Origin of the sequence: Shewanella oncorhynchi (assembly GCF_030848765.1) — a bacterium.
GTDB lineage: Bacteria > Pseudomonadota > Gammaproteobacteria > Enterobacterales > Shewanellaceae > Shewanella > Shewanella oncorhynchi.
On the sequence record NZ_CP132914.1, the window covers coordinates 4,524,450 to 4,546,598 of the forward strand.

The following is a 22,149-nucleotide window of genomic DNA, read 5'->3' on the forward strand; positions in this document are numbered from 1 at the left end:
GGAGCTTACTATGGGATCGGTAATTACATCAAAGAAAGGTTTGCTTAAGTTAGTAAAAGGGCAAATCAATGTCGAAGTTGATGGTTCAAATCAACCCGCTAAGGATGGCGAACAACTCCCTAAAGGTGCTGTGCTCCATATTGGCGAAAACGCAACCTATGAAATTACCTTCGATGATGGCACTAAGCTATCAAATGAAGTCGCGCCCAGCGAAACTACTGCAGCAGCCTCTGGCACGGCTAACGAAGCAGCCCTAGATGAAATTCAAGCATTACAAGATCTTATTGCATCCGGTGAAGACCCAACTCAGAACCTACCTGAAACCGCAGCAGGCAACACACCAGGCAGTGATGGTAACTCGGGCTATGTCACTCTAGCCCGTAGCGGCACAGAAACCATTGCAGCTTCAGGCTACTCAACAAGCGGCCAAGCACTGACTGGAACGACGGTTAATATTCCACAATTCACCATTGCAGCAGACTCACCTTCAGCACTTGCTAATGACAGCAACACTTCCAATGAAGATACTGTAGCGACTGGCAATGTGCTCGATAACGACACTGATGTGGATTCCACTCTAAGTGTTGTGAGCTTCGAAATCAGCGGTACCACCTACGCAGCAGGCACAGAAGTGACTCTCGAAGGTGGTGTTTTAATTTTAAATATCGATGGTTCTTACACCTTCACGCCGAATGAAAACTGGAATGGCCAAGTACCTGTCATTACCTACACAACCAACACGGGCTCAACTGCAACGCTAACCATTAATATCAGCCCTGTCGATGATCCTTCCATCCTTGCAAATGACAGCGCCACAGTTGCAGAAGACACTGCAGCAACTGGCAATGTGCTTGATAATGATTCCGATATCGACAGCACCCTTTCCGTTGTCAGCTTCACTGTGAATGGCGATACCGTTACCGCAGGCACCACGGTTACTTTAGAGGGCGGCAGCTTAGTCATCAATGCCAATGGCTCTTACACCTTCACGCCCAATGCTAACTGGAATGGCCAAGTACCAGTCATTACCTACACCACTAACACTGGTTCAACAGCAACACTAACCATTAATGTTAACCCTGTCGACGATCCCGCTGACATCACGCTCGGTAACGGCGACAGCGATGCAGGCACCGTCACCGAAGACGGCGATTCCGACACCCTGCCAGGCACAGTACAAACGGTGGCCGGCACCTTAACCGTCACCGACGTCGACAACGGCGAAGCGGTATTCCAAGTGCAAACCAATGTCGCCGATGGCAACTACGGTTTCTTCAGCATTGATGCCGACGGTAACTGGACCTACACCTTAAACAACAGCCACAGCGACGTGCAGTCACTCAAGGCGGGTGAAACCCTGACCCGTGACATCACGGTCACCAGTGCCGATGGCACCGCCAGCCACACCGTGACCATCACCATTGTCGGCGCGAACGATCCCGCTGACATCACGCTCGGTAACGGCGACAGCGATGCTGGCACCGTCACCGAAGACGGCGATTCCGACACCCTGCCAGGCACAGTACAAACGGTGGCCGGCACCTTAACCGTCACCGACGTCGACAACGGCGAAGCGGTCTTCCAAGTGCAAACCAATGTCGCCGATGGCAACTACGGTTTCTTCAGCATTGATGCCGACGGTAACTGGACCTACACCTTAAACAACAGCCACAGCGACGTGCAGTCACTCAAGGCGGGTGAAACCCTGACCCGTGACATCACGGTCACCAGTGCCGATGGCACCGCCAGCCACACCGTGACCATCACCATTGTCGGCGCGAACGATCCCGCTGACATCACGCTCGGTAACGGCGACAGCGATGCTGGCACCGTCACTGAAGACGGCGATTCCGACACCCTGCCAGGCACAGTACAAACGGTGGCCGGCACCTTAACCGTCACCGACGTCGACAACGGCGAAGCGGTCTTCCAAGTGCAAACCAATGTCGCCGATGGCAACTACGGTTTCTTCAGCATTGATGCCGACGGTAACTGGACCTACGCCTTAAACAACAGCCACAGCGACGTGCAGTCACTCAAGGCGGGTGAAACCCTGACCCGTGACATCACGGTCACCAGTGCCGATGGCACCGCCAGCCACACCGTGACCATCACCATTGTCGGCGCGAACGATCCCGCTGACATCACGCTCGGTAACGGCGACAGCGATGCTGGCACCGTCACTGAAGACGGCGATTCCGACACCCTGCCAGGCACAGTACAAACGGTGGCCGGCACCTTAACCGTCACCGACGTCGACAACGGCGAAGCGGTCTTCCAAGTGCAAACCAATGTCGCCGATGGCAACTACGGTTTCTTCAGCATTGATGCCGACGGTAACTGGACCTACACCTTAAACAACAGCCACAGCGACGTGCAGTCACTCAAGGCGGGTGAAACCCTGACCCGTGACATCACGGTCACCAGTGCCGATGGCACCGCCAGCCACACCGTGACCATCACCATTGTCGGCGCGAACGATCCCGCTGACATCACGCTCGGTAACGGCGACAGCGATGCTGGCACCGTCACTGAAGACGGCGATTCCGACACCCTGCCAGGCACAGTACAAACGGTGGCCGGCACCTTAACCGTCACCGACGTCGACAACGGCGAAGCGGTCTTCCAAGTGCAAACCAATGTCGCCGATGGCAACTACGGTTTCTTCAGCATTGATGCCGACGGTAACTGGACCTACGCCTTAAACAACAGCCACAGCGACGTGCAGTCACTCAAGGCGGGTGAAACCCTGACCCGTGACATCACGGTCACCAGTGCCGATGGCACCGCCAGCCACACCGTGACCATCACCATTGTCGGCGCGAACGATCCCGCTGACATCACGGTCGGTAACGGCGACAGCGATGCTGGCACCGTCACTGAAGACGGCGATTCCGACACCCTGCCAGGCACAGTACAAACGGTGGCCGGCACCTTAACCGTCACCGACGTCGACAACGGCGAAGCGGTCTTCCAAGTGCAAACCAATGTCGCCGATGGCAACTACGGTTTCTTCAGCATTGATGCCGACGGTAACTGGACCTACACCTTAAACAACAGCCACAGCGACGTGCAGTCACTCAAGGCGGGTGAAACCCTGACCCGTGACATCACGGTCACCAGTGCCGATGGCACCGCCAGCCACACCGTGACCATCACCATTGTCGGCGCGAACGATCCCGCTGACATCACGCTCGGTAACGGCGACAGCGATGCTGGCACCGTCACTGAAGACGGCGATTCCGACACCCTGCCAGGCACAGTACAAACGGTGGCCGGCACCTTAACCGTCACCGACGTCGACAACGGCGAAGCGGTCTTCCAAGTGCAAACCAATGTCGCCGATGGCAACTACGGTTTCTTCAGCATTGATGCCGACGGTAACTGGACCTACACCTTAAACAACAGCCACAGCGACGTGCAGTCACTCAAGGCGGGTGAAACCCTGACCCGTGACATCACGGTCACCAGTGCCGATGGCACCGCCAGCCACACCGTGACCATCACCATTGTCGGCGCGAACGATCCCGCTGACATCACGCTCGGTAACGGCGACAGCGATGCTGGCACCGTCACTGAAGACGGCGATTCCGACACCCTGCCAGGCACAGTACAAACGGTGGCCGGCACCTTAACCGTCACCGACGTCGACAACGGCGAAGCGGTCTTCCAAGTGCAAACCAATGTCGCCGATGGCAACTACGGTTTCTTCAGCATTGATGCCGACGGTAACTGGACCTACACCTTAAACAACAGCCACAGCGACGTGCAGTCACTCAAGGCGGGTGAAACCCTGACCCGTGACATCACGGTCACCAGTGCCGATGGCACCGCCAGCCACACCGTGACCATCACCATTGTCGGCGCGAACGATCCCGCTGACATCACGCTCGGTAACGGCGACAGCGATGCTGGCACCGTCACCGAAGACGGCGATTCCGACACCCTGCCAGGCACAGTACAAACGGTGGCCGGCACCTTAACCGTCACCGACGTCGACAACGGCGAAGCGGTCTTCCAAGTGCAAACCAATGTCGCCGATGGCAACTACGGTTTCTTCAGCATTGATGCCGACGGTAACTGGACCTACACCTTAAACAACAGCCACAGCGACGTGCAGTCACTCAAGGCGGGTGAAACCCTGACCCGTGACATCACGGTCACCAGTGCCGATGGCACCGCCAGCCACACCGTGACCATCACCATTGTCGGCGCGAACGATCCCGCTGACATCACGCTCGGTAACGGCGACAGCGATGCTGGCACCGTCACTGAAGACGGCGATTCCGACACCCTGCCAGGCACAGTACAAACGGTGGCCGGCACCTTAACCGTCACCGACGTCGACAACGGCGAAGCGGTCTTCCAAGTGCAAACCAATGTCGCCGATGGCAACTACGGTTTCTTCAGCATTGATGCCGACGGTAACTGGACCTACACCTTAAACAACAGCCACAGCGACGTGCAGTCACTCAAGGCGGGTGAAACCCTGACCCGTGACATCACGGTCACCAGTGCCGATGGCACCGCCAGCCACACCGTGACCATCACCATTGTCGGCGCGAACGATCCCGCTGACATCACGCTCGGTAACGGCGACAGCGATGCTGGCACCGTCACCGAAGACGGCGATTCCGACACCCTGCCAGGCACAGTACAAACGGTGGCCGGCACCTTAACCGTCACCGACGTCGACAACGGCGAAGCGGTCTTCCAAGTGCAAACCAATGTCGCCGATGGCAACTACGGTTTCTTCAGCATTGATGCCGACGGTAACTGGACCTACACCTTAAACAACAGCCACAGCGACGTGCAGTCACTCAAGGCGGGTGAAACCCTGACCCGTGACATCACGGTCACCAGTGCCGATGGCACCGCCAGCCACACCGTGACCATCACCATTGTCGGCGCGAACGATCCCGCTGACATCACGCTCGGTAACGGCGACAGCGATGCTGGCACCGTCACTGAAGACGGCGATTCCGACACCCTGCCAGGCACAGTACAAACGGTGACCGGCACCTTAACCGTCACCGACGTCGACAACGGCGAAGCGGTATTCCAAGTGCAAACCAATGTCGCCGATGGCAACTACGGTTTCTTCAGCATTGATGCCGACGGTAACTGGACCTACACCTTAAACAACAGCCACAGCGACGTGCAGTCACTCAAGGCGGGTGAAACCCTGACCCGTGACATCACGGTCACCAGTGCCGATGGCACCGCCAGCCACACCGTGACCATCACCATTGTCGGCGCGAACGATCCCGCTGACATCACGCTCGGTAACGGCGACAGCGATGCTGGCACCGTCACCGAAGACGGTGATCCGACACCCTGCCAGGCACAGTACAAACGGTGGCCGGCACCTTAACCGTCACCGACGTCGACAACGGCGAAGCGGTCTTCCAAGTGCAAACCAATGTCGCCGATGGCAACTACGGTTTCTTCAGCATTGATGCCGACGGTAACTGGACCTACACCTTAAACAACAGCCACAGCGACGTGCAGTCACTCAAGGCGGGTGAAACCCTGACCCGTGACATCACGGTCACCAGTGCCGATGGCACCGCCAGCCACACCGTGACCATCACCATTGTCGGCGCGAACGATCCCGCTGACATCACGCTCGGTAACGGCGACAGCGATGCTGGCACCGTCACTGAAGACGGCGATTCCGACACCCTGCCAGGCACAGTACAAACGGTGGCCGGCACCTTAACCGTCACCGACGTCGACAACGGCGAAGCGGTCTTCCAAGTGCAAACCAATGTCGCCGATGGCAACTACGGTTTCTTCAGCATTGATGCCGACGGTAACTGGACCTACACCTTAAACAACAGCCACAGCGACGTGCAGTCACTCAAGGCGGGTGAAACCCTGACCCGTGACATCACGGTCACCAGTGCCGATGGCACCGCCAGCCACACCGTGACCATCACCATTGTCGGCGCGAACGATCCCGCTGACATCACGCTCGGTAACGGCGACAGCGATGCTGGCACCGTCACTGAAGACGGCGATTCCGACACCCTGCCAGGCACAGTACAAACGGTGGCCGGCACCTTAACCGTCACCGACGTCGACAACGGCGAAGCGGTCTTCCAAGTGCAAACCAATGTCGCCGATGGCAACTACGGTTTCTTCAGCATTGATGCCGACGGTAACTGGACCTACACCTTAAACAACAGCCACAGCGACGTGCAGTCACTCAAGGCGGGTGAAACCCTGACCCGTGACATCACGGTCACCAGTGCCGATGGCACCGCCAGCCACACCGTGACCATCACCATTGTCGGCGCGAACGATCCCGCTGACATCACGCTCGGTAACGGCGACAGCGATGCTGGCACCGTCACTGAAGACGGCGATTCCGACACCCTGCCAGGCACAGTACAAACGGTGACCGGCACCTTAACCGTCACCGACGTCGACAACGGCGAAGCGGTCTTCCAAGTGCAAACCAATGTCGCCGATGGCAACTACGGTTTCTTCAGCATTGATGCCGACGGTAACTGGACCTACACCTTAAACAACAGCCACAGCGACGTGCAGTCACTCAAGGCGGGTGAAACCCTGACCCGTGACATCACGGTCACCAGTGCCGATGGCACCGCCAGCCACACCGTGACCATCACCATTGTCGGCGCGAACGATCCCGCTGACATCACGCTCGGTAACGGCGACAGCGATGCTGGCACCGTCACCGAAGACGGCGATTCCGACACCCTGCCAGGCACAGTACAAACGGTGGCCGGCACCTTAACCGTCACCGACGTCGACAACGGCGAAGCGGTCTTCCAAGTGCAAACCAATGTCGCCGATGGCAACTACGGTTTCTTCAGCATTGATGCCGACGGTAACTGGACCTACGCCTTAAACAACAGCCACAGCGACGTGCAGTCACTCAAGGCGGGTGAAACCCTGACCCGTGACATCACGGTCACCAGTGCCGATGGCACCGCCAGCCACACCGTGACCATCACCATTGTCGGCGCGAACGATCCCGCTGACATCACGCTCGGTAACGGCGACAGCGATGCTGGCACCGTCACCGAAGACGGCGATTCCGACACCCTGCCAGGCACAGTACAAACGGTGGCCGGCACCTTAACCGTCACCGACGTCGACAACGGCGAAGCGGTCTTCCAAGTGCAAACCAATGTCGCCGATGGCAACTACGGTTTCTTCAGCATTGATGCCGACGGTAACTGGACCTACACCTTAAACAACAGCCACAGCGACGTGCAGTCACTCAAGGCGGGTGAAACCCTGACCCGTGACATCACGGTCACCAGTGCCGATGGCACCGCCAGCCACACCGTGACCATCACCATTGTCGGCGCGAACGATCCCGCTGACATCACGCTCGGTAACGGCGACAGCGATGCTGGCACCGTCACTGAAGACGGCGATTCCGACACCCTGCCAGGCACAGTACAAACGGTGACCGGCACCTTAACCGTCACCGACGTCGACAACGGCGAAGCGGTCTTCCAAGTGCAAACCAATGTCGCCGATGGCAACTACGGTTTCTTCAGCATTGATGCCGACGGTAACTGGACCTACACCTTAAACAACAGCCACAGCGACGTGCAGTCACTCAAGGCGGGTGAAACCCTGACCCGTGACATCACGGTCACCAGTGCCGATGGCACCGCCAGCCACACCGTGACCATCACCATTGTCGGCGCGAACGATCCCGCTGACATCACGCTCGGTAACGGCGACAGCGATGCTGGCACCGTCACCGAAGACGGCGATTCCGACACCCTGCCAGGCACAGTACAAACGGTGGCCGGCACCTTAACCGTCACCGACGTCGACAACGGCGAAGCGGTATTCCAAGTGCAAACCAATGTCGCCGATGGCAACTACGGTTTCTTCAGCATTGATGCCGACGGTAACTGGACCTACACCTTAAACAACAGCCACAGCGACGTGCAGTCACTCAAGGCGGGTGAAACCCTGACCCGTGACATCACGGTCACCAGTGCCGATGGCACCGCCAGCCACACCGTGACCATCACCATTGTCGGCGCGAACGATCCCGCTGACATCACGCTCGGTAACGGCGACAGCGATGCTGGCACCGTCACTGAAGACGGCGATTCCGACACCCTGCCAGGCACAGTACAAACGGTGGCCGGCACCTTAACCGTCACCGACGTCGACAACGGCGAAGCGGTCTTCCAAGTGCAAACCAATGTCGCCGATGGCAACTACGGTTTCTTCAGCATTGATGCCGACGGTAACTGGACCTACACCTTAAACAACAGCCACAGCGACGTGCAGTCACTCAAGGCGGGTGAAACCCTGACCCGTGACATCACGGTCACCAGTGCCGATGGCACCGCCAGCCACACCGTGACCATCACCATTGTCGGCGCGAACGATCCCGCTGACATCACGCTCGGTAACGGCGACAGCGATGCTGGCACCGTCACTGAAGACGGCGATTCCGACACCCTGCCAGGCACAGTACAAACGGTGGCCGGCACCTTAACCGTCACCGACGTCGACAACGGCGAAGCGGTCTTCCAAGTGCAAACCAATGTCGCCGATGGCAACTACGGTTTCTTCAGCATTGATGCCGACGGTAACTGGACCTACACCTTAAACAACAGCCACAGCGACGTGCAGTCACTCAAGGCGGGTGAAACCCTGACCCGTGACATCACGGTCACCAGTGCCGATGGCACCGCCAGCCACACCGTGACCATCACCATTGTCGGCGCGAACGATCCCGCTGACATCACGCTCGGTAACGGCGACAGCGATGCTGGCACCGTCACTGAAGACGGCGATTCCGACACCCTGCCAGGCACAGTACAAACGGTGACCGGCACCTTAACCGTCACCGACGTCGACAACGGCGAAGCGGTCTTCCAAGTGCAAACCAATGTCGCCGATGGCAACTACGGTTTCTTCAGCATTGATGCCGACGGTAACTGGACCTACACCTTAAACAACAGCCACAGCGACGTGCAGTCACTCAAGGCGGGTGAAACCCTGACCCGTGACATCACGGTCACCAGTGCCGATGGCACCGCCAGCCACACCGTGACCATCACCATTGTCGGCGCGAACGATCCCGCTGACATCACGCTCGGTAACGGCGACAGCGATGCTGGCACCGTCACCGAAGACGGCGATTCCGACACCCTGCCAGGCACAGTACAAACGGTGGCCGGCACCTTAACCGTCACCGACGTCGACAACGGCGAAGCGGTCTTCCAAGTGCAAACCAATGTCGCCGATGGCAACTACGGTTTCTTCAGCATTGATGCCGACGGTAACTGGACCTACGCCTTAAACAACAGCCACAGCGACGTGCAGTCACTCAAGGCGGGTGAAACCCTGACCCGTGACATCACGGTCACCAGTGCCGATGGCACCGCCAGCCACACCGTGACCATCACCATTGTCGGCGCGAACGATCCCGCTGACATCACGCTCGGTAACGGCGACAGCGATGCTGGCACCGTCACCGAAGACGGCGATTCCGACACCCTGCCAGGCACAGTACAAACGGTGGCCGGCACCTTAACCGTCACCGACGTCGACAACGGCGAAGCGGTCTTCCAAGTGCAAACCAATGTCGCCGATGGCAACTACGGTTTCTTCAGCATTGATGCCGACGGTAACTGGACCTACACCTTAAACAACAGCCACAGCGACGTGCAGTCACTCAAGGCGGGTGAAACCCTGACCCGTGACATCACGGTCACCAGTGCCGATGGCACCGCCAGCCACACCGTGACCATCACCATTGTCGGCGCGAACGATCCCGCTGACATCACGCTCGGTAACGGCGACAGCGATGCTGGCACCGTCACTGAAGACGGCGATTCCGACACCCTGCCAGGCACAGTACAAACGGTGGCCGGCACCTTAACCGTCACCGACGTCGACAACGGCGAAGCGGTCTTCCAAGTGCAAACCAATGTCGCCGATGGCAACTACGGTTTCTTCAGCATTGATGCCGACGGTAACTGGACCTACACCTTAAACAACAGCCACAGCGACGTGCAGTCACTCAAGGCGGGTGAAACCCTGACCCGTGACATCACGGTCACCAGTGCCGATGGCACCGCCAGCCACACCGTGACCATCACCATTGTCGGCGCGAACGATCCCGCTGACATCACGCTCGGTAACGGCGACAGCGATGCTGGCACCGTCACTGAAGACGGCGATTCCGACACCCTGCCAGGCACAGTACAAACGGTGACCGGCACCTTAACCGTCACCGACGTCGACAACGGCGAAGCGGTCTTCCAAGTGCAAACCAATGTCGCCGATGGCAACTACGGTTTCTTCAGTTGATGCCGACGGTAACTGGACCTACACCTTAAACAACAGCCACAGCGACGTGCAGTCACTCAAGGCGGGTGAAACCCTGACCCGTGACATCACGGTCACCAGTGCCGATGGCACCGCCAGCCACACCGTGACCATCACCATTGTCGGCGCGAACGATCCCGCTGACATCACGCTCGGTAACGGCGACAGCGATGCTGGCACCGTCACCGAAGACGGCGATTCCGACACCCTGCCAGGCACAGTACAAACGGTGGCCGGCACCTTAACCGTCACCGACGTCGACAACGGCGAAGCGGTCTTCCAAGTGCAAACCAATGTCGCCGATGGCAACTACGGTTTCTTCAGCATTGATGCCGACGGTAACTGGACCTACGCCTTAAACAACAGCCACAGCGACGTGCAGTCACTCAAGGCGGGTGAAACCCTGACCCGTGACATCACGGTCACCAGTGCCGATGGCACCGCCAGCCACACCGTGACCATCACCATTGTCGGCGCGAACGATCCCGCTGACATCACGCTCGGTAACGGCGACAGCGATGCTGGCACCGTCACCGAAGACGGCGATTCCGACACCCTGCCAGGCACAGTACAAACGGTGGCCGGCACCTTAACCGTCACCGACGTCGACAACGGCGAAGCGGTCTTCCAAGTGCAAACCAATGTCGCCGATGGCAACTACGGTTTCTTCAGCATTGATGCCGACGGTAACTGGACCTACACCTTAAACAACAGCCACAGCGACGTGCAGTCACTCAAGGCGGGTGAAACCCTGACCCGTGACATCACGGTCACCAGTGCCGATGGCACCGCCAGCCACACCGTGACCATCACCATTGTCGGCGCGAACGATCCCGCTGACATCACGCTCGGTAACGGCGACAGCGATGCTGGCACCGTCACTGAAGACGGCGATTCCGACACCCTGCCAGGCACAGTACAAACGGTGACCGGCACCTTAACCGTCACCGACGTCGACAACGGCGAAGCGGTCTTCCAAGTGCAAACCAATGTCGCCGATGGCAACTACGGTTTCTTCAGCATTGATGCCGACGGTAACTGGACCTACACCTTAAACAACAGCCACAGCGACGTGCAGTCACTCAAGGCGGGTGAAACCCTGACCCGTGACATCACGGTCACCAGTGCCGATGGCACCGCCAGCCACACCGTGACCATCACCATTGTCGGCGCGAACGATCCCGCTGACATCACGCTCGGTAACGGCGACAGCGATGCTGGCACCGTCACTGAAGACGGCGATTCCGACACCCTGCCAGGCACAGTACAAACGGTGGCCGGCACCTTAACCGTCACCGACGTCGACAACGGCGAAGCGGTCTTCCAAGTGCAAACCAATGTCGCCGATGGCAACTACGGTTTCTTCAGCATTGATGCCGACGGTAACTGGACCTACACCTTAAACAACAGCCACAGCGACGTGCAGTCACTCAAGGCGGGTGAAACCCTGACCCGTGACATCACGGTCACCAGTGCCGATGGCACCGCCAGCCACACCGTGACCATCACCATTGTCGGCGCGAACGATCCCGCTGACATCACGCTCGGTAACGGCGACAGCGATGCTGGCACCGTCACTGAAGACGGCGATTCCGACACCCTGCCAGGCACAGTACAAACGGTGACCGGCACCTTAACCGTCACCGACGTCGACAACGGCGAAGCGGTCTTCCAAGTGCAAACCAATGTCGCCGATGGCAACTACGGTTTCTTCAGCATTGATGCCGACGGTAACTGGACCTACACCTTAAACAACAGCCACAGCGACGTGCAGTCACTCAAGGCGGGTGAAACCCTGACCCGTGACATCACGGTCACCAGTGCCGATGGCACCGCCAGCCACACCGTGACCATCACCATTGTCGGCGCGAACGATCCCGCTGACATCACGCTCGGTAACGGCGACAGCGATGCTGGCACCGTCACCGAAGACGGCGATTCCGACACCCTGCCAGGCACAGTACAAACGGTGGCCGGCACCTTAACCGTCACCGACGTCGACAACGGCGAAGCGGTCTTCCAAGTGCAAACCAATGTCGCCGATGGCAACTACGGTTTCTTCAGCATTGATGCCGACGGTAACTGGACCTACGCCTTAAACAACAGCCACAGCGACGTGCAGTCACTCAAGGCGGGTGAAACCCTGACCCGTGACATCACGGTCACCAGTGCCGATGGCACCGCCAGCCACACCGTGACCATCACCATTGTCGGCGCGAACGATCCCGCTGACATCACGCTCGGTAACGGCGACAGCGATGCTGGCACCGTCACCGAAGACGGCGATTCCGACACCCTGCCAGGCACAGTACAAACGGTGGCCGGCACCTTAACCGTCACCGACGTCGACAACGGCGAAGCGGTCTTCCAAGTGCAAACCAATGTCGCCGATGGCAACTACGGTTTCTTCAGCATTGATGCCGACGGTAACTGGACCTACACCTTAAACAACAGCCACAGCGACGTGCAGTCACTCAAGGCGGGTGAAACCCTGACCCGTGACATCACGGTCACCAGTGCCGATGGCACCGCCAGCCACACCGTGACCATCACCATTGTCGGCGCGAACGATCCCGCTGACATCACGCTCGGTAACGGCGACAGCGATGCTGGCACCGTCACTGAAGACGGCGATTCCGACACCCTGCCAGGCACAGTACAAACGGTGACCGGCACCTTAACCGTCACCGACGTCGACAACGGCGAAGCGGTATTCCAAGTGCAAACCAATGTCGCCGATGGCAACTACGGTTTCTTCAGCATTGATGCCGACGGTAACTGGACCTACACCTTAAACAACAGCCACAGCGACGTGCAGTCACTCAAGGCGGGTGAAACCCTGACCCGTGACATCACGGTCACCAGTGCCGATGGCACCGCCAGCCACACCGTGACCATCACCATTGTCGGCGCGAACGATCCCGCTGACATCACGCTCGGTAACGGCGACAGCGATGCTGGCACCGTCACCGAAGACGGTGATTCCGACACCCTGCCAGGCACAGTACAAACGGTGGCCGGCACCTTAACCGTCACCGACGTCGACAACGGCGAAGCGGTCTTCCAAGTGCAAACCAATGTCGCCGATGGCAACTACGGTTTCTTCAGCATTGATGCCGACGGTAACTGGACCTACACCTTAAACAACAGCCACAGCGACGTGCAGTCACTCAAGGCGGGTGAAACCCTGACCCGTGACATCACGGTCACCAGTGCCGATGGCACCGCCAGCCACACCGTGACCATCACCATTGTCGGCGCGAACGATCCCGCTGACATCACGCTCGGTAACGGCGACAGCGATGCTGGCACCGTCACTGAAGACGGCGATTCCGACACCCTGCCAGGCACAGTACAAACGGTGGCCGGCACCTTAACCGTCACCGACGTCGACAACGGCGAAGCGGTCTTCCAAGTGCAAACCAATGTCGCCGATGGCAACTACGGTTTCTTCAGCATTGATGCCGACGGTAACTGGACCTACACCTTAAACAACAGCCACAGCGACGTGCAGTCACTCAAGGCGGGTGAAACCCTGACCCGTGACATCACGGTCACCAGTGCCGATGGCACCGCCAGCCACACCGTGACCATCACCATTGTCGGCGCGAACGATCCCGCTGACATCACGCTCGGTAACGGCGACAGCGATGCTGGCACCGTCACTGAAGACGGCGATTCCGACACCCTGCCAGGCACAGTACAAACGGTGGCCGGCACCTTAACCGTCACCGACGTCGACAACGGCGAAGCGGTCTTCCAAGTGCAAACCAATGTCGCCGATGGCAACTACGGTTTCTTCAGCATTGATGCCGACGGTAACTGGACCTACGCCTTAAACAACAGCCACAGCGACGTGCAGTCACTCAAGGCGGGTGAAACCCTGACCCGTGACATCACGGTCACCAGTGCCGATGGCACCGCCAGCCACACCGTGACCATCACCATTGTCGGCGCGAACGATCCCGCTGACATCACGCTCGGTAACGGCGACAGCGATGCTGGCACCGTCACCGAAGACGGCGATTCCGACACCCTGCCAGGCACAGTACAAACGGTGGCCGGCACCTTAACCGTCACCGACGTCGACAACGGCGAAGCGGTCTTCCAAGTGCAAACCAATGTCGCCGATGGCAACTACGGTTTCTTCAGCATTGATGCCGACGGTAACTGGACCTACGCCTTAAACAACAGCCACAGCGACGTGCAGTCACTCAAGGCGGGTGAAACCCTGACCCGTGACATCACGGTCACCAGTGCCGATGGCACCGCCAGCCACACCGTGACCATCACCATTGTCGGCGCGAACGATCCCGCTGACATCACGCTCGGTAACGGCGACAGCGATGCTGGCACCGTCACTGAAGACGGCGATTCCGACACCCTGCCAGGCACAGTACAAACGGTGGCCGGCACCTTAACCGTCACCGACGTCGACAACGGCGAAGCGGTCTTCCAAGTGCAAACCAATGTCGCCGATGGCAACTACGGTTTCTTCAGCATTGATGCCGACGGTAACTGGACCTACACCTTAAACAACAGCCACAGCGACGTGCAGTCACTCAAGGCGGGTGAAACCCTGACCCGTGACATCACGGTCACCAGTGCCGATGGCACCGCCAGCCACACCGTGACCATCACCATTGTCGGCGCGAACGATCCCGCTGACATCACGCTCGGTAACGGCGACAGCGATGCTGGCACCGTCACTGAAGACGGCGATTCCGACACCCTGCCAGGCACAGTACAAACGGTGACCGGCACCTTAACCGTCACCGACGTCGACAACGGCGAAGCGGTCTTCCAAGTGCAAACCAATGTCGCCGATGGCAACTACGGTTTCTTCAGCATTGATGCCGACGGTAACTGGACCTACACCTTAAACAACAGCCACAGCGACGTGCAGTCACTCAAGGCGGGTGAAACCCTGACCCGTGACATCACGGTCACCAGTGCCGATGGCACCGCCAGCCACACCGTGACCATCACCATTGTCGGCGCGAACGATCCCGCTGACATCACGCTCGGTAACGGCGACAGCGATGCTGGCACCGTCACCGAAGACGGCGATTCCGACACCCTGCCAGGCACAGTACAAACGGTGGCCGGCACCTTAACCGTCACCGACGTCGACAACGGCGAAGCGGTCTTCCAAGTGCAAACCAATGTCGCCGATGGCAACTACGGTTTCTTCAGCATTGATGCCGACGGTAACTGGACCTACGCCTTAAACAACAGCCACAGCGACGTGCAGTCACTCAAGGCGGGTGAAACCCTGACCCGTGACATCACGGTCACCAGTGCCGATGGCACCGCCAGCCACACCGTGACCATCACCATTGTCGGCGCGAACGATCCCGCTGACATCACGCTCGGTAACGGCGACAGCGATGCTGGCACCGTCACCGAAGACGGCGATTCCGACACCCTGCCAGGCACAGTACAAACGGTGACCGGCACCTTAACCGTCACCGACGTCGACAACGGCGAAGCGGTCTTCCAAGTGCAAACCAATGTCGCCGATGGCAACTACGGTTTCTTCAGCATTGATGCCGACGGTAACTGGACCTACACCTTAAACAACAGCCACAGCGACGTGCAGTCACTCAAGGCGGGTGAAACCCTGACCCGTGACATCACGGTCACCAGTGCCGATGGCACCGCCAGCCACACCGTGACCATCACCATTGTCGGCGCGAACGATCCCGCTGACATCACGCTCGGTAACGGCGACAGCGATGCTGGCACCGTCACTGAAGACGGCGATTCCGACACCCTGCCAGGCACAGTACAAACGGTGACCGGCACCTTAACCGTCACCGACGTCGACAACGGCGAAGCGGTATTCCAAGTGCAAACCAATGTCGCCGATGGCAACTACGGTTTCTTCAGCATTGATGCCGACGGTAACTGGACCTACACCTTAAACAACAGCCACAGCGACGTGCAGTCACTCAAGGCGGGTGAAACCCTGACCCGTGACATCACGGTCACCAGTGCCGATGGCACCGCCAGCCACACCGTGACCATCACCATTGTCGGCGCGAACGATCCCGCTGACATCACGCTCGGTAACGGCGACAGCGATGCTGGCACCGTCACCGAAGACGGCGATTCCGACACCCTGCCAGGCACAGTACAAACGGTGGCCGGCACCTTAACCGTCACCGACGTCGACAACGGCGAAGCGGTATTCCAAGTGCAAACCAATGTCGCCGATGGCAACTACGGTTTCTTCAGCATTGATGCCGACGGTAACTGGACCTACACCTTAAACAACAGCCACAGCGACGTGCAGTCACTCAAGGCGGGTGAAACCCTGACCCGTGACATCACGGTCACCAGTGCCGATGGCACCGCCAGCCACACCGTGACCATCACCATTGTCGGCGCGAACGATCCCGCTGACATCACGCTCGGTAACGGCGACAGCGATGCTGGCACCGTCACCGAAGACGGCGATTCCGACACCCTGCCAGGCACAGTACAAACGGTGGCCGGCACCTTAACCGTCACCGACGTCGACAACGGCGAAGCGGTATTCCAAGTGCAAACCAATGTCGCCGATGGCAACTACGGTTTCTTCAGCATTGATGCCGACGGTAACTGGACCTACACCTTAAACAACAGCCACAGCGACGTGCAGTCACTCAAGGCGGGTGAAACCCTGACCCGTGACATCACGGTCACCAGTGCCGATGGCACCGCCAGCCACACCGTGACCATCACCATTGTCGGCGCGAACGATCCCGCCGACATCACGCTCGGTAACGGCGACAGCGATGCTGGCACCGTCACTGAAGACGGCGATTCCGACACCCTGCCAGGCACAGTACAAACGGTGGCCGGCACCTTAACCGTCACCGACGTCGACAACGGCGAAGCGGTATTCCAAGTGCAAACCAATGTCGCCGATGGCAACTACGGTTTCTTCAGCATTGATGCCGACGGTAACTGGACCTACACCTTAAACAACAGCCACAGCGACGTGCAGTCACTCAAGGCGGGTGAAACCCTGACCCGTGACATCACGGTCACCAGTGCCGATGGCACCGCCAGCCACACCGTGACCATCACCATTGTCGGCGCGAACGACGTGTCTGTGATTGGCAAAACAACGAATTCCACTGTCTCTGAAGAGGGTTTAGTGCCTTTCGGTTTACCAGACACAACAGGAAATCCAGATACAATCGATACTCCAACGGCTACAGGCACAATTAATATCCAAGATGTTGATAGTGATTCTTTAACTGTGTCACTATCTGGCCCCATAGGATTGTTATCTGGCGGTCAAGCAATTCAATGGAGTTGGGATCCTGCAACGCAAACTTTAACAGGTTACATTGGTACTGCAGGTGAGGCTTCATATACTGAAATAATGACAGCAACACTAACACCACCGGTTAGTGGTAGTTCAGGGGATTGGACCTATGATGTCACACTTAAAGGTCCTGTCGATCATCCAGATCCTGAGACTGAAGACACCTTGTCACTCAATATTGGTATCAATGTTAATGATGGCCATGGTGGTACATCAACCGGAAGTTTCAATGTCACAATTGAAGATGATGCTCCAGTAATATCAACAATAGCAGCCGTGCAAACCACGACGACAAGTATTCCAGATTCATTAGTAGGTTCATTCTCACTAACAGGTTACAGCGGTAATAATAATTCGTTAGATTTTAATGGGTTTACTATCAGTGCAAGAGGATTTACTTCGTCAACTAACTCAAGTTTAATTGATGCCGCAATCTATGGAAGTGGTAACGGGATAGGAGTTAGCAGTGTAGGGGCACCTTATCATAATCTTGCTAATGAAGTAGATTTCCGTAAATTTGCAGATGGAAGTTCTGCATCTGAAGAAATCATCATTACTCTCGATCCAGGAACTGTTGCCTACGGCGTGAATATCCAGTTTTCCCATATGTTTGGCGGCGAACTAGAAGTCGGTGTCGTCGAGTTTTGGCGAGATGGCCAACTTATCGCAACTCAAACATTTAGTTCAGATGCGAGCAGTGGCAACTATGCGGCCAACTTCCAAGCCTTACAAGGTGGCTTTGACAAAATGGTCATCAAAGCCCTTGATAATGGCAAAGGTCCAAGTAGCGGTGATAATAGTGACTTCACTGTTACAGCTATTGAGTTTTTAGGCACTGCAACACCACCGGCAATCGCCTTTGCATCAGGAACAGTAACCCCAGAATGGGGTGCAGATGGTAAAGGTTCGCTCACCTTACAAGGTAGTGATGAAACCAATTTGTTCACGGCAGCAGGCAGTGCAATCACTATAACCCAAACGGCAAATACACTAATTGGGGTTGATGCAGCTGGTCACTTGGTATTCAAACTTGAGTTTACCCCAGGTACAGGTCAATGGGACTTCCATCAATATCAAGAGATGTTACAACCTAGCGATGGTGATATTGATTTCAAAGTAAGAGCCACTGATGGAGATGGCGATCATACAGATGGTACTTTCTCTGTTATTCCACAAGTTTATGTTGATACAACGCCACCTTCGGCACCTGAAGTACGCATCATCGATGATGTAAATGATGACGCGTATTTGACGAGTACAGAGATAGGTAATAATGGCGTTCAAATACAGGTCAAAATTAATGCGAGTGACTTTAATACTGGCGGCAGTGTACATCTAGAAATCGATAATGCAGGTAATAATAGTACAGTAGACCTCATTCTTGACAATGGCGTACTGAAATTTAGTAATGGTGCTCTAGCAACAGGTTACACCTATACAAATGGTGTTATTACTTGGACAGAGCCTACTCCGACTGCTGGTCAGGCAATCTCAGTCACCGCTACTCAAATTGATAGTGCTAATAATGAATCAGCTGAAGGCACAGATAATGCTACCGTTATTGATGCGACTGACGATCGTTATACCGTCAACGAAGATCAGCAGGTAACGGGTAATATTCTTACCAATGATCAACTCGGCAATCTGAGCATCACTAGCTTCAGAGTCATGTATAACGGTATGCAAACCAGTTTTAACGCTGGGCAAACCATTACCTTGGCCGTGGGTAGCTTATTAATACAAGCTAATGGTGAATTCCAGTTTATCCCAAATGATAACTGGGCAGGCGAAATGCCAAGTGTCACCTACACAACAAATACTGGTTCCACAGCAGCACTTGATATCACTGTCTTACCTATAGCAGATAAGCCTGTAGTTAACGTTATTCTGACTGATAATGGCATACCGCTATACAGTAACTTTAAGACTTCAGGTATTACTACCGAACAATTCCGTACGGGCGATTTTACTACTGCACCATTTAATACTGGTACGCGTACTATTGATAATACTTCCGGACAAGATCAGTTGCTCGGTACTGGGGGGAACGATCATCTTGTCAGCGCAAATGGCGGCGGTGATCTACTCTACGGTATGGATGGTGATGACATACTCGTCGGCAGTGATGCCGTTCAAGGTGACTCTCTCTATGGCGGAACAGGAAATGATGTTCTTGTTGCTGATCTAGGTAATGACGGGCTCTACGGTGGTGCAGGAACAGATATCGCCGTACTTCTTGGCAACCGAGCAGACTACATAATAGAGAAAGGCACAGGCTACTCTAGCAATGATCGTTGGTTCAACTTCTTTGTAACTGAAAATGGCATCGGTGTTACTAAGGCCCTGCATGATATTGAGTATGTGCAATTCAAGGATGGCATATACGCGATCAATCAAATCACAGGTGAACTCACATTAGAACAGCCTACAGCGGTAGACTATCCAATCGAAATTAATGTGTCACTTGCGGATCGAGACGGTAGCGAAAGCATCGATAGCATTCAGCTCAGTGGTTTACCCGAAGGCACCTTACTCTACAGCAGTAACGGTACATTGATGGGGACTGCAGATGCAGACGGTAATATTCTTCTAAATCATGGCAACGTATGGAACAGTGCATCCTTAGATGTCAATCTAACAGGATTAACATTAAGGGTTCCTGGTGAATATGCAGGTCAAGTCAACCTCGTTGTCGAAGCAGTATCAAGAGAGTCAGGTACAGACCTGACCAATACTGCAACAGATGCAGATAGCGTCATTCTTAGCTACTTCAGTGGTCATGAAGGAGAGCCTGGCGATCAAAATCTTAACTTTGGTAATGAGCACAACATTGTGGTCGGCGATTTAGACGGTAGCGTTATTTTGCCAGGTCAAAACTACAATATCGCCTTTATGGTTGATAGTTCTGGCAGCATTGGAAGCACGGCGCTCAATAGTATGAAAGCGCAACTTGAACTGGTGTTTACGACACTGAAAAACAGCGCTACCGCTGAAGGCAGCGGCACTGTAAATGTGTTCTTAGTTGACTTTGATGGCATTTCTAAAGGTTGGGTTTCTGTCGATATGAAAGACCCCAATGCCCTGTCGATACTGGAAGATGCATTGGACGACATGCGTTCAGGTGGAAACACCAACTACGAAGATGTATTTAAAACGACCGCCAACTGGTTCTCTGGCATCAGCGGTAACAGTGCCACAAATCTGGCTTACTTTATTACCGATGGCCAAGCTAATGAGTACAACTACAATGAGGGCCAAAACCCTGAGGTTTATAACCCTAGCGGAGCAAACAACAGTATTTACCTATCCAGTATCATCCAAAACGGTTATGTATTTGGCAATACATATAGCCAGAATGGACGTACGATCATCAACCAGGACGGTGAAGTATTAAAATGGACCCAAAATAACAATAATAGTTGGAGCTCAAGTTCAGTTGGCTTTATGCGCCCGGATGGTAATGGAGGTTTCCAATTTGCCAATTTGGGTACAAACGGCACCGGAACGAATGCGAATTCCCAGCAAGGATTTGCTTTCCTATCAACGCTGGGAGTGATTGTTCAGGCCATTGGGATAGGCCCATCACTGGATAGTGAAGATCTTAAGCCATTTGACTCTGACGGTAATGTTCTGACTAACATCAACGCTGGGGATTTAGCTGATGCGATCATTGGTACTCCAATTACCCAACTGCCAGGATCTGATACCATCAACGGTGGTAACGGCGACGATATACTCTTTGGTGATGCCATCAACTTTAACGGTATTAGTGGCCAAGGTTATGTTGCCATCAAAGATTATGTTGCTGATCAGCTAGGGGTCACTGCAGTTACCGATGCCCAAGTACATAGATATATTACTGAGCATGCATCTGATTTTGACCAATCTGGTGCCAGCGATAAGGCTGATGTTCTTATCGGCGGACAAGGTAATGACATACTTTATGGGCAAGGTGGGAATGATCAGCTTTACGGCGGTAATGGTAATGATCTTATATTTGGTGGTGCTGGTAACGATACAATAATCGGTGGTCTAGGTAACGATAAACTCACAGGCGATAGCGGTGCTGATACCTTCGTCTGGCGATATGCAGAAACGGGAACAGACCATATCACTGACTTTAATATCCATGAAGATAAATTGGATTTAAGCGATTTACTCCAAGGTGAAAGTAACAACACACTACACAGTTATTTAAACTTTAGCTTAGTTAGTGGTTCAACTGTGATTGATATCGATGGCAATAAAGACGGTGTGTTTGAACAACATATCGTTCTTGACGGTGTTGATTTGTATAGTGCGTATAACACTACAACAGAGACTGGCATTATTAATGGCCTACTAGGTACTAATGGCAGCGGTCCGTTAATTGTTGATACTCAGCCAGTCACACCAGAACCAAGTCCAGGTCTTGCACCATTGAATGAGCAGCAATATATTCCTTAAATAAAATCAGTTCAGATGGCCTATAGAAATATAGG

Annotated in this window: 3 protein-coding genes; all 3 read left to right on the forward strand. The window is 55.5% G+C overall.

Features of this window, described 5'->3' with window-relative positions; all coding sequences use genetic code 11:
• Positions 1-10: 10 nt before the first annotated feature.
• Genes RA178_RS20050 through RA178_RS20060 form a run of 3 tightly spaced genes read left to right on the forward strand, consistent with a single transcriptional unit; the run spans position 11 to position 22,114 of the window.
• Positions 11-5,374 (forward strand): beta strand repeat-containing protein, encoded by a 5,364-nt coding sequence (locus RA178_RS20050; RefSeq protein WP_306683546.1) that lies wholly within the window; start codon positions 11-13, stop codon positions 5,372-5,374.
• Positions 5,359-10,329, forward strand: coding sequence for a beta strand repeat-containing protein (locus tag RA178_RS20055; protein WP_306683548.1), 4,971 nt, complete (start codon positions 5,359-5,361; stop codon positions 10,327-10,329). Before RA178_RS20050 ends, RA178_RS20055 begins: the two co-directional genes overlap by 16 nt.
• The gene (locus RA178_RS20060) at positions 10,295-22,114 is read left to right on the forward strand and encodes a VCBS domain-containing protein (RefSeq protein ID WP_306683550.1); all 11,820 of its coding nucleotides are present in this window, start codon (positions 10,295-10,297) and stop codon (positions 22,112-22,114) included. The genes RA178_RS20055 and RA178_RS20060 overlap by 35 nt, the downstream gene beginning before the upstream one ends.
• The last annotated feature ends 35 nt before the right edge of the window (positions 22,115-22,149 follow it).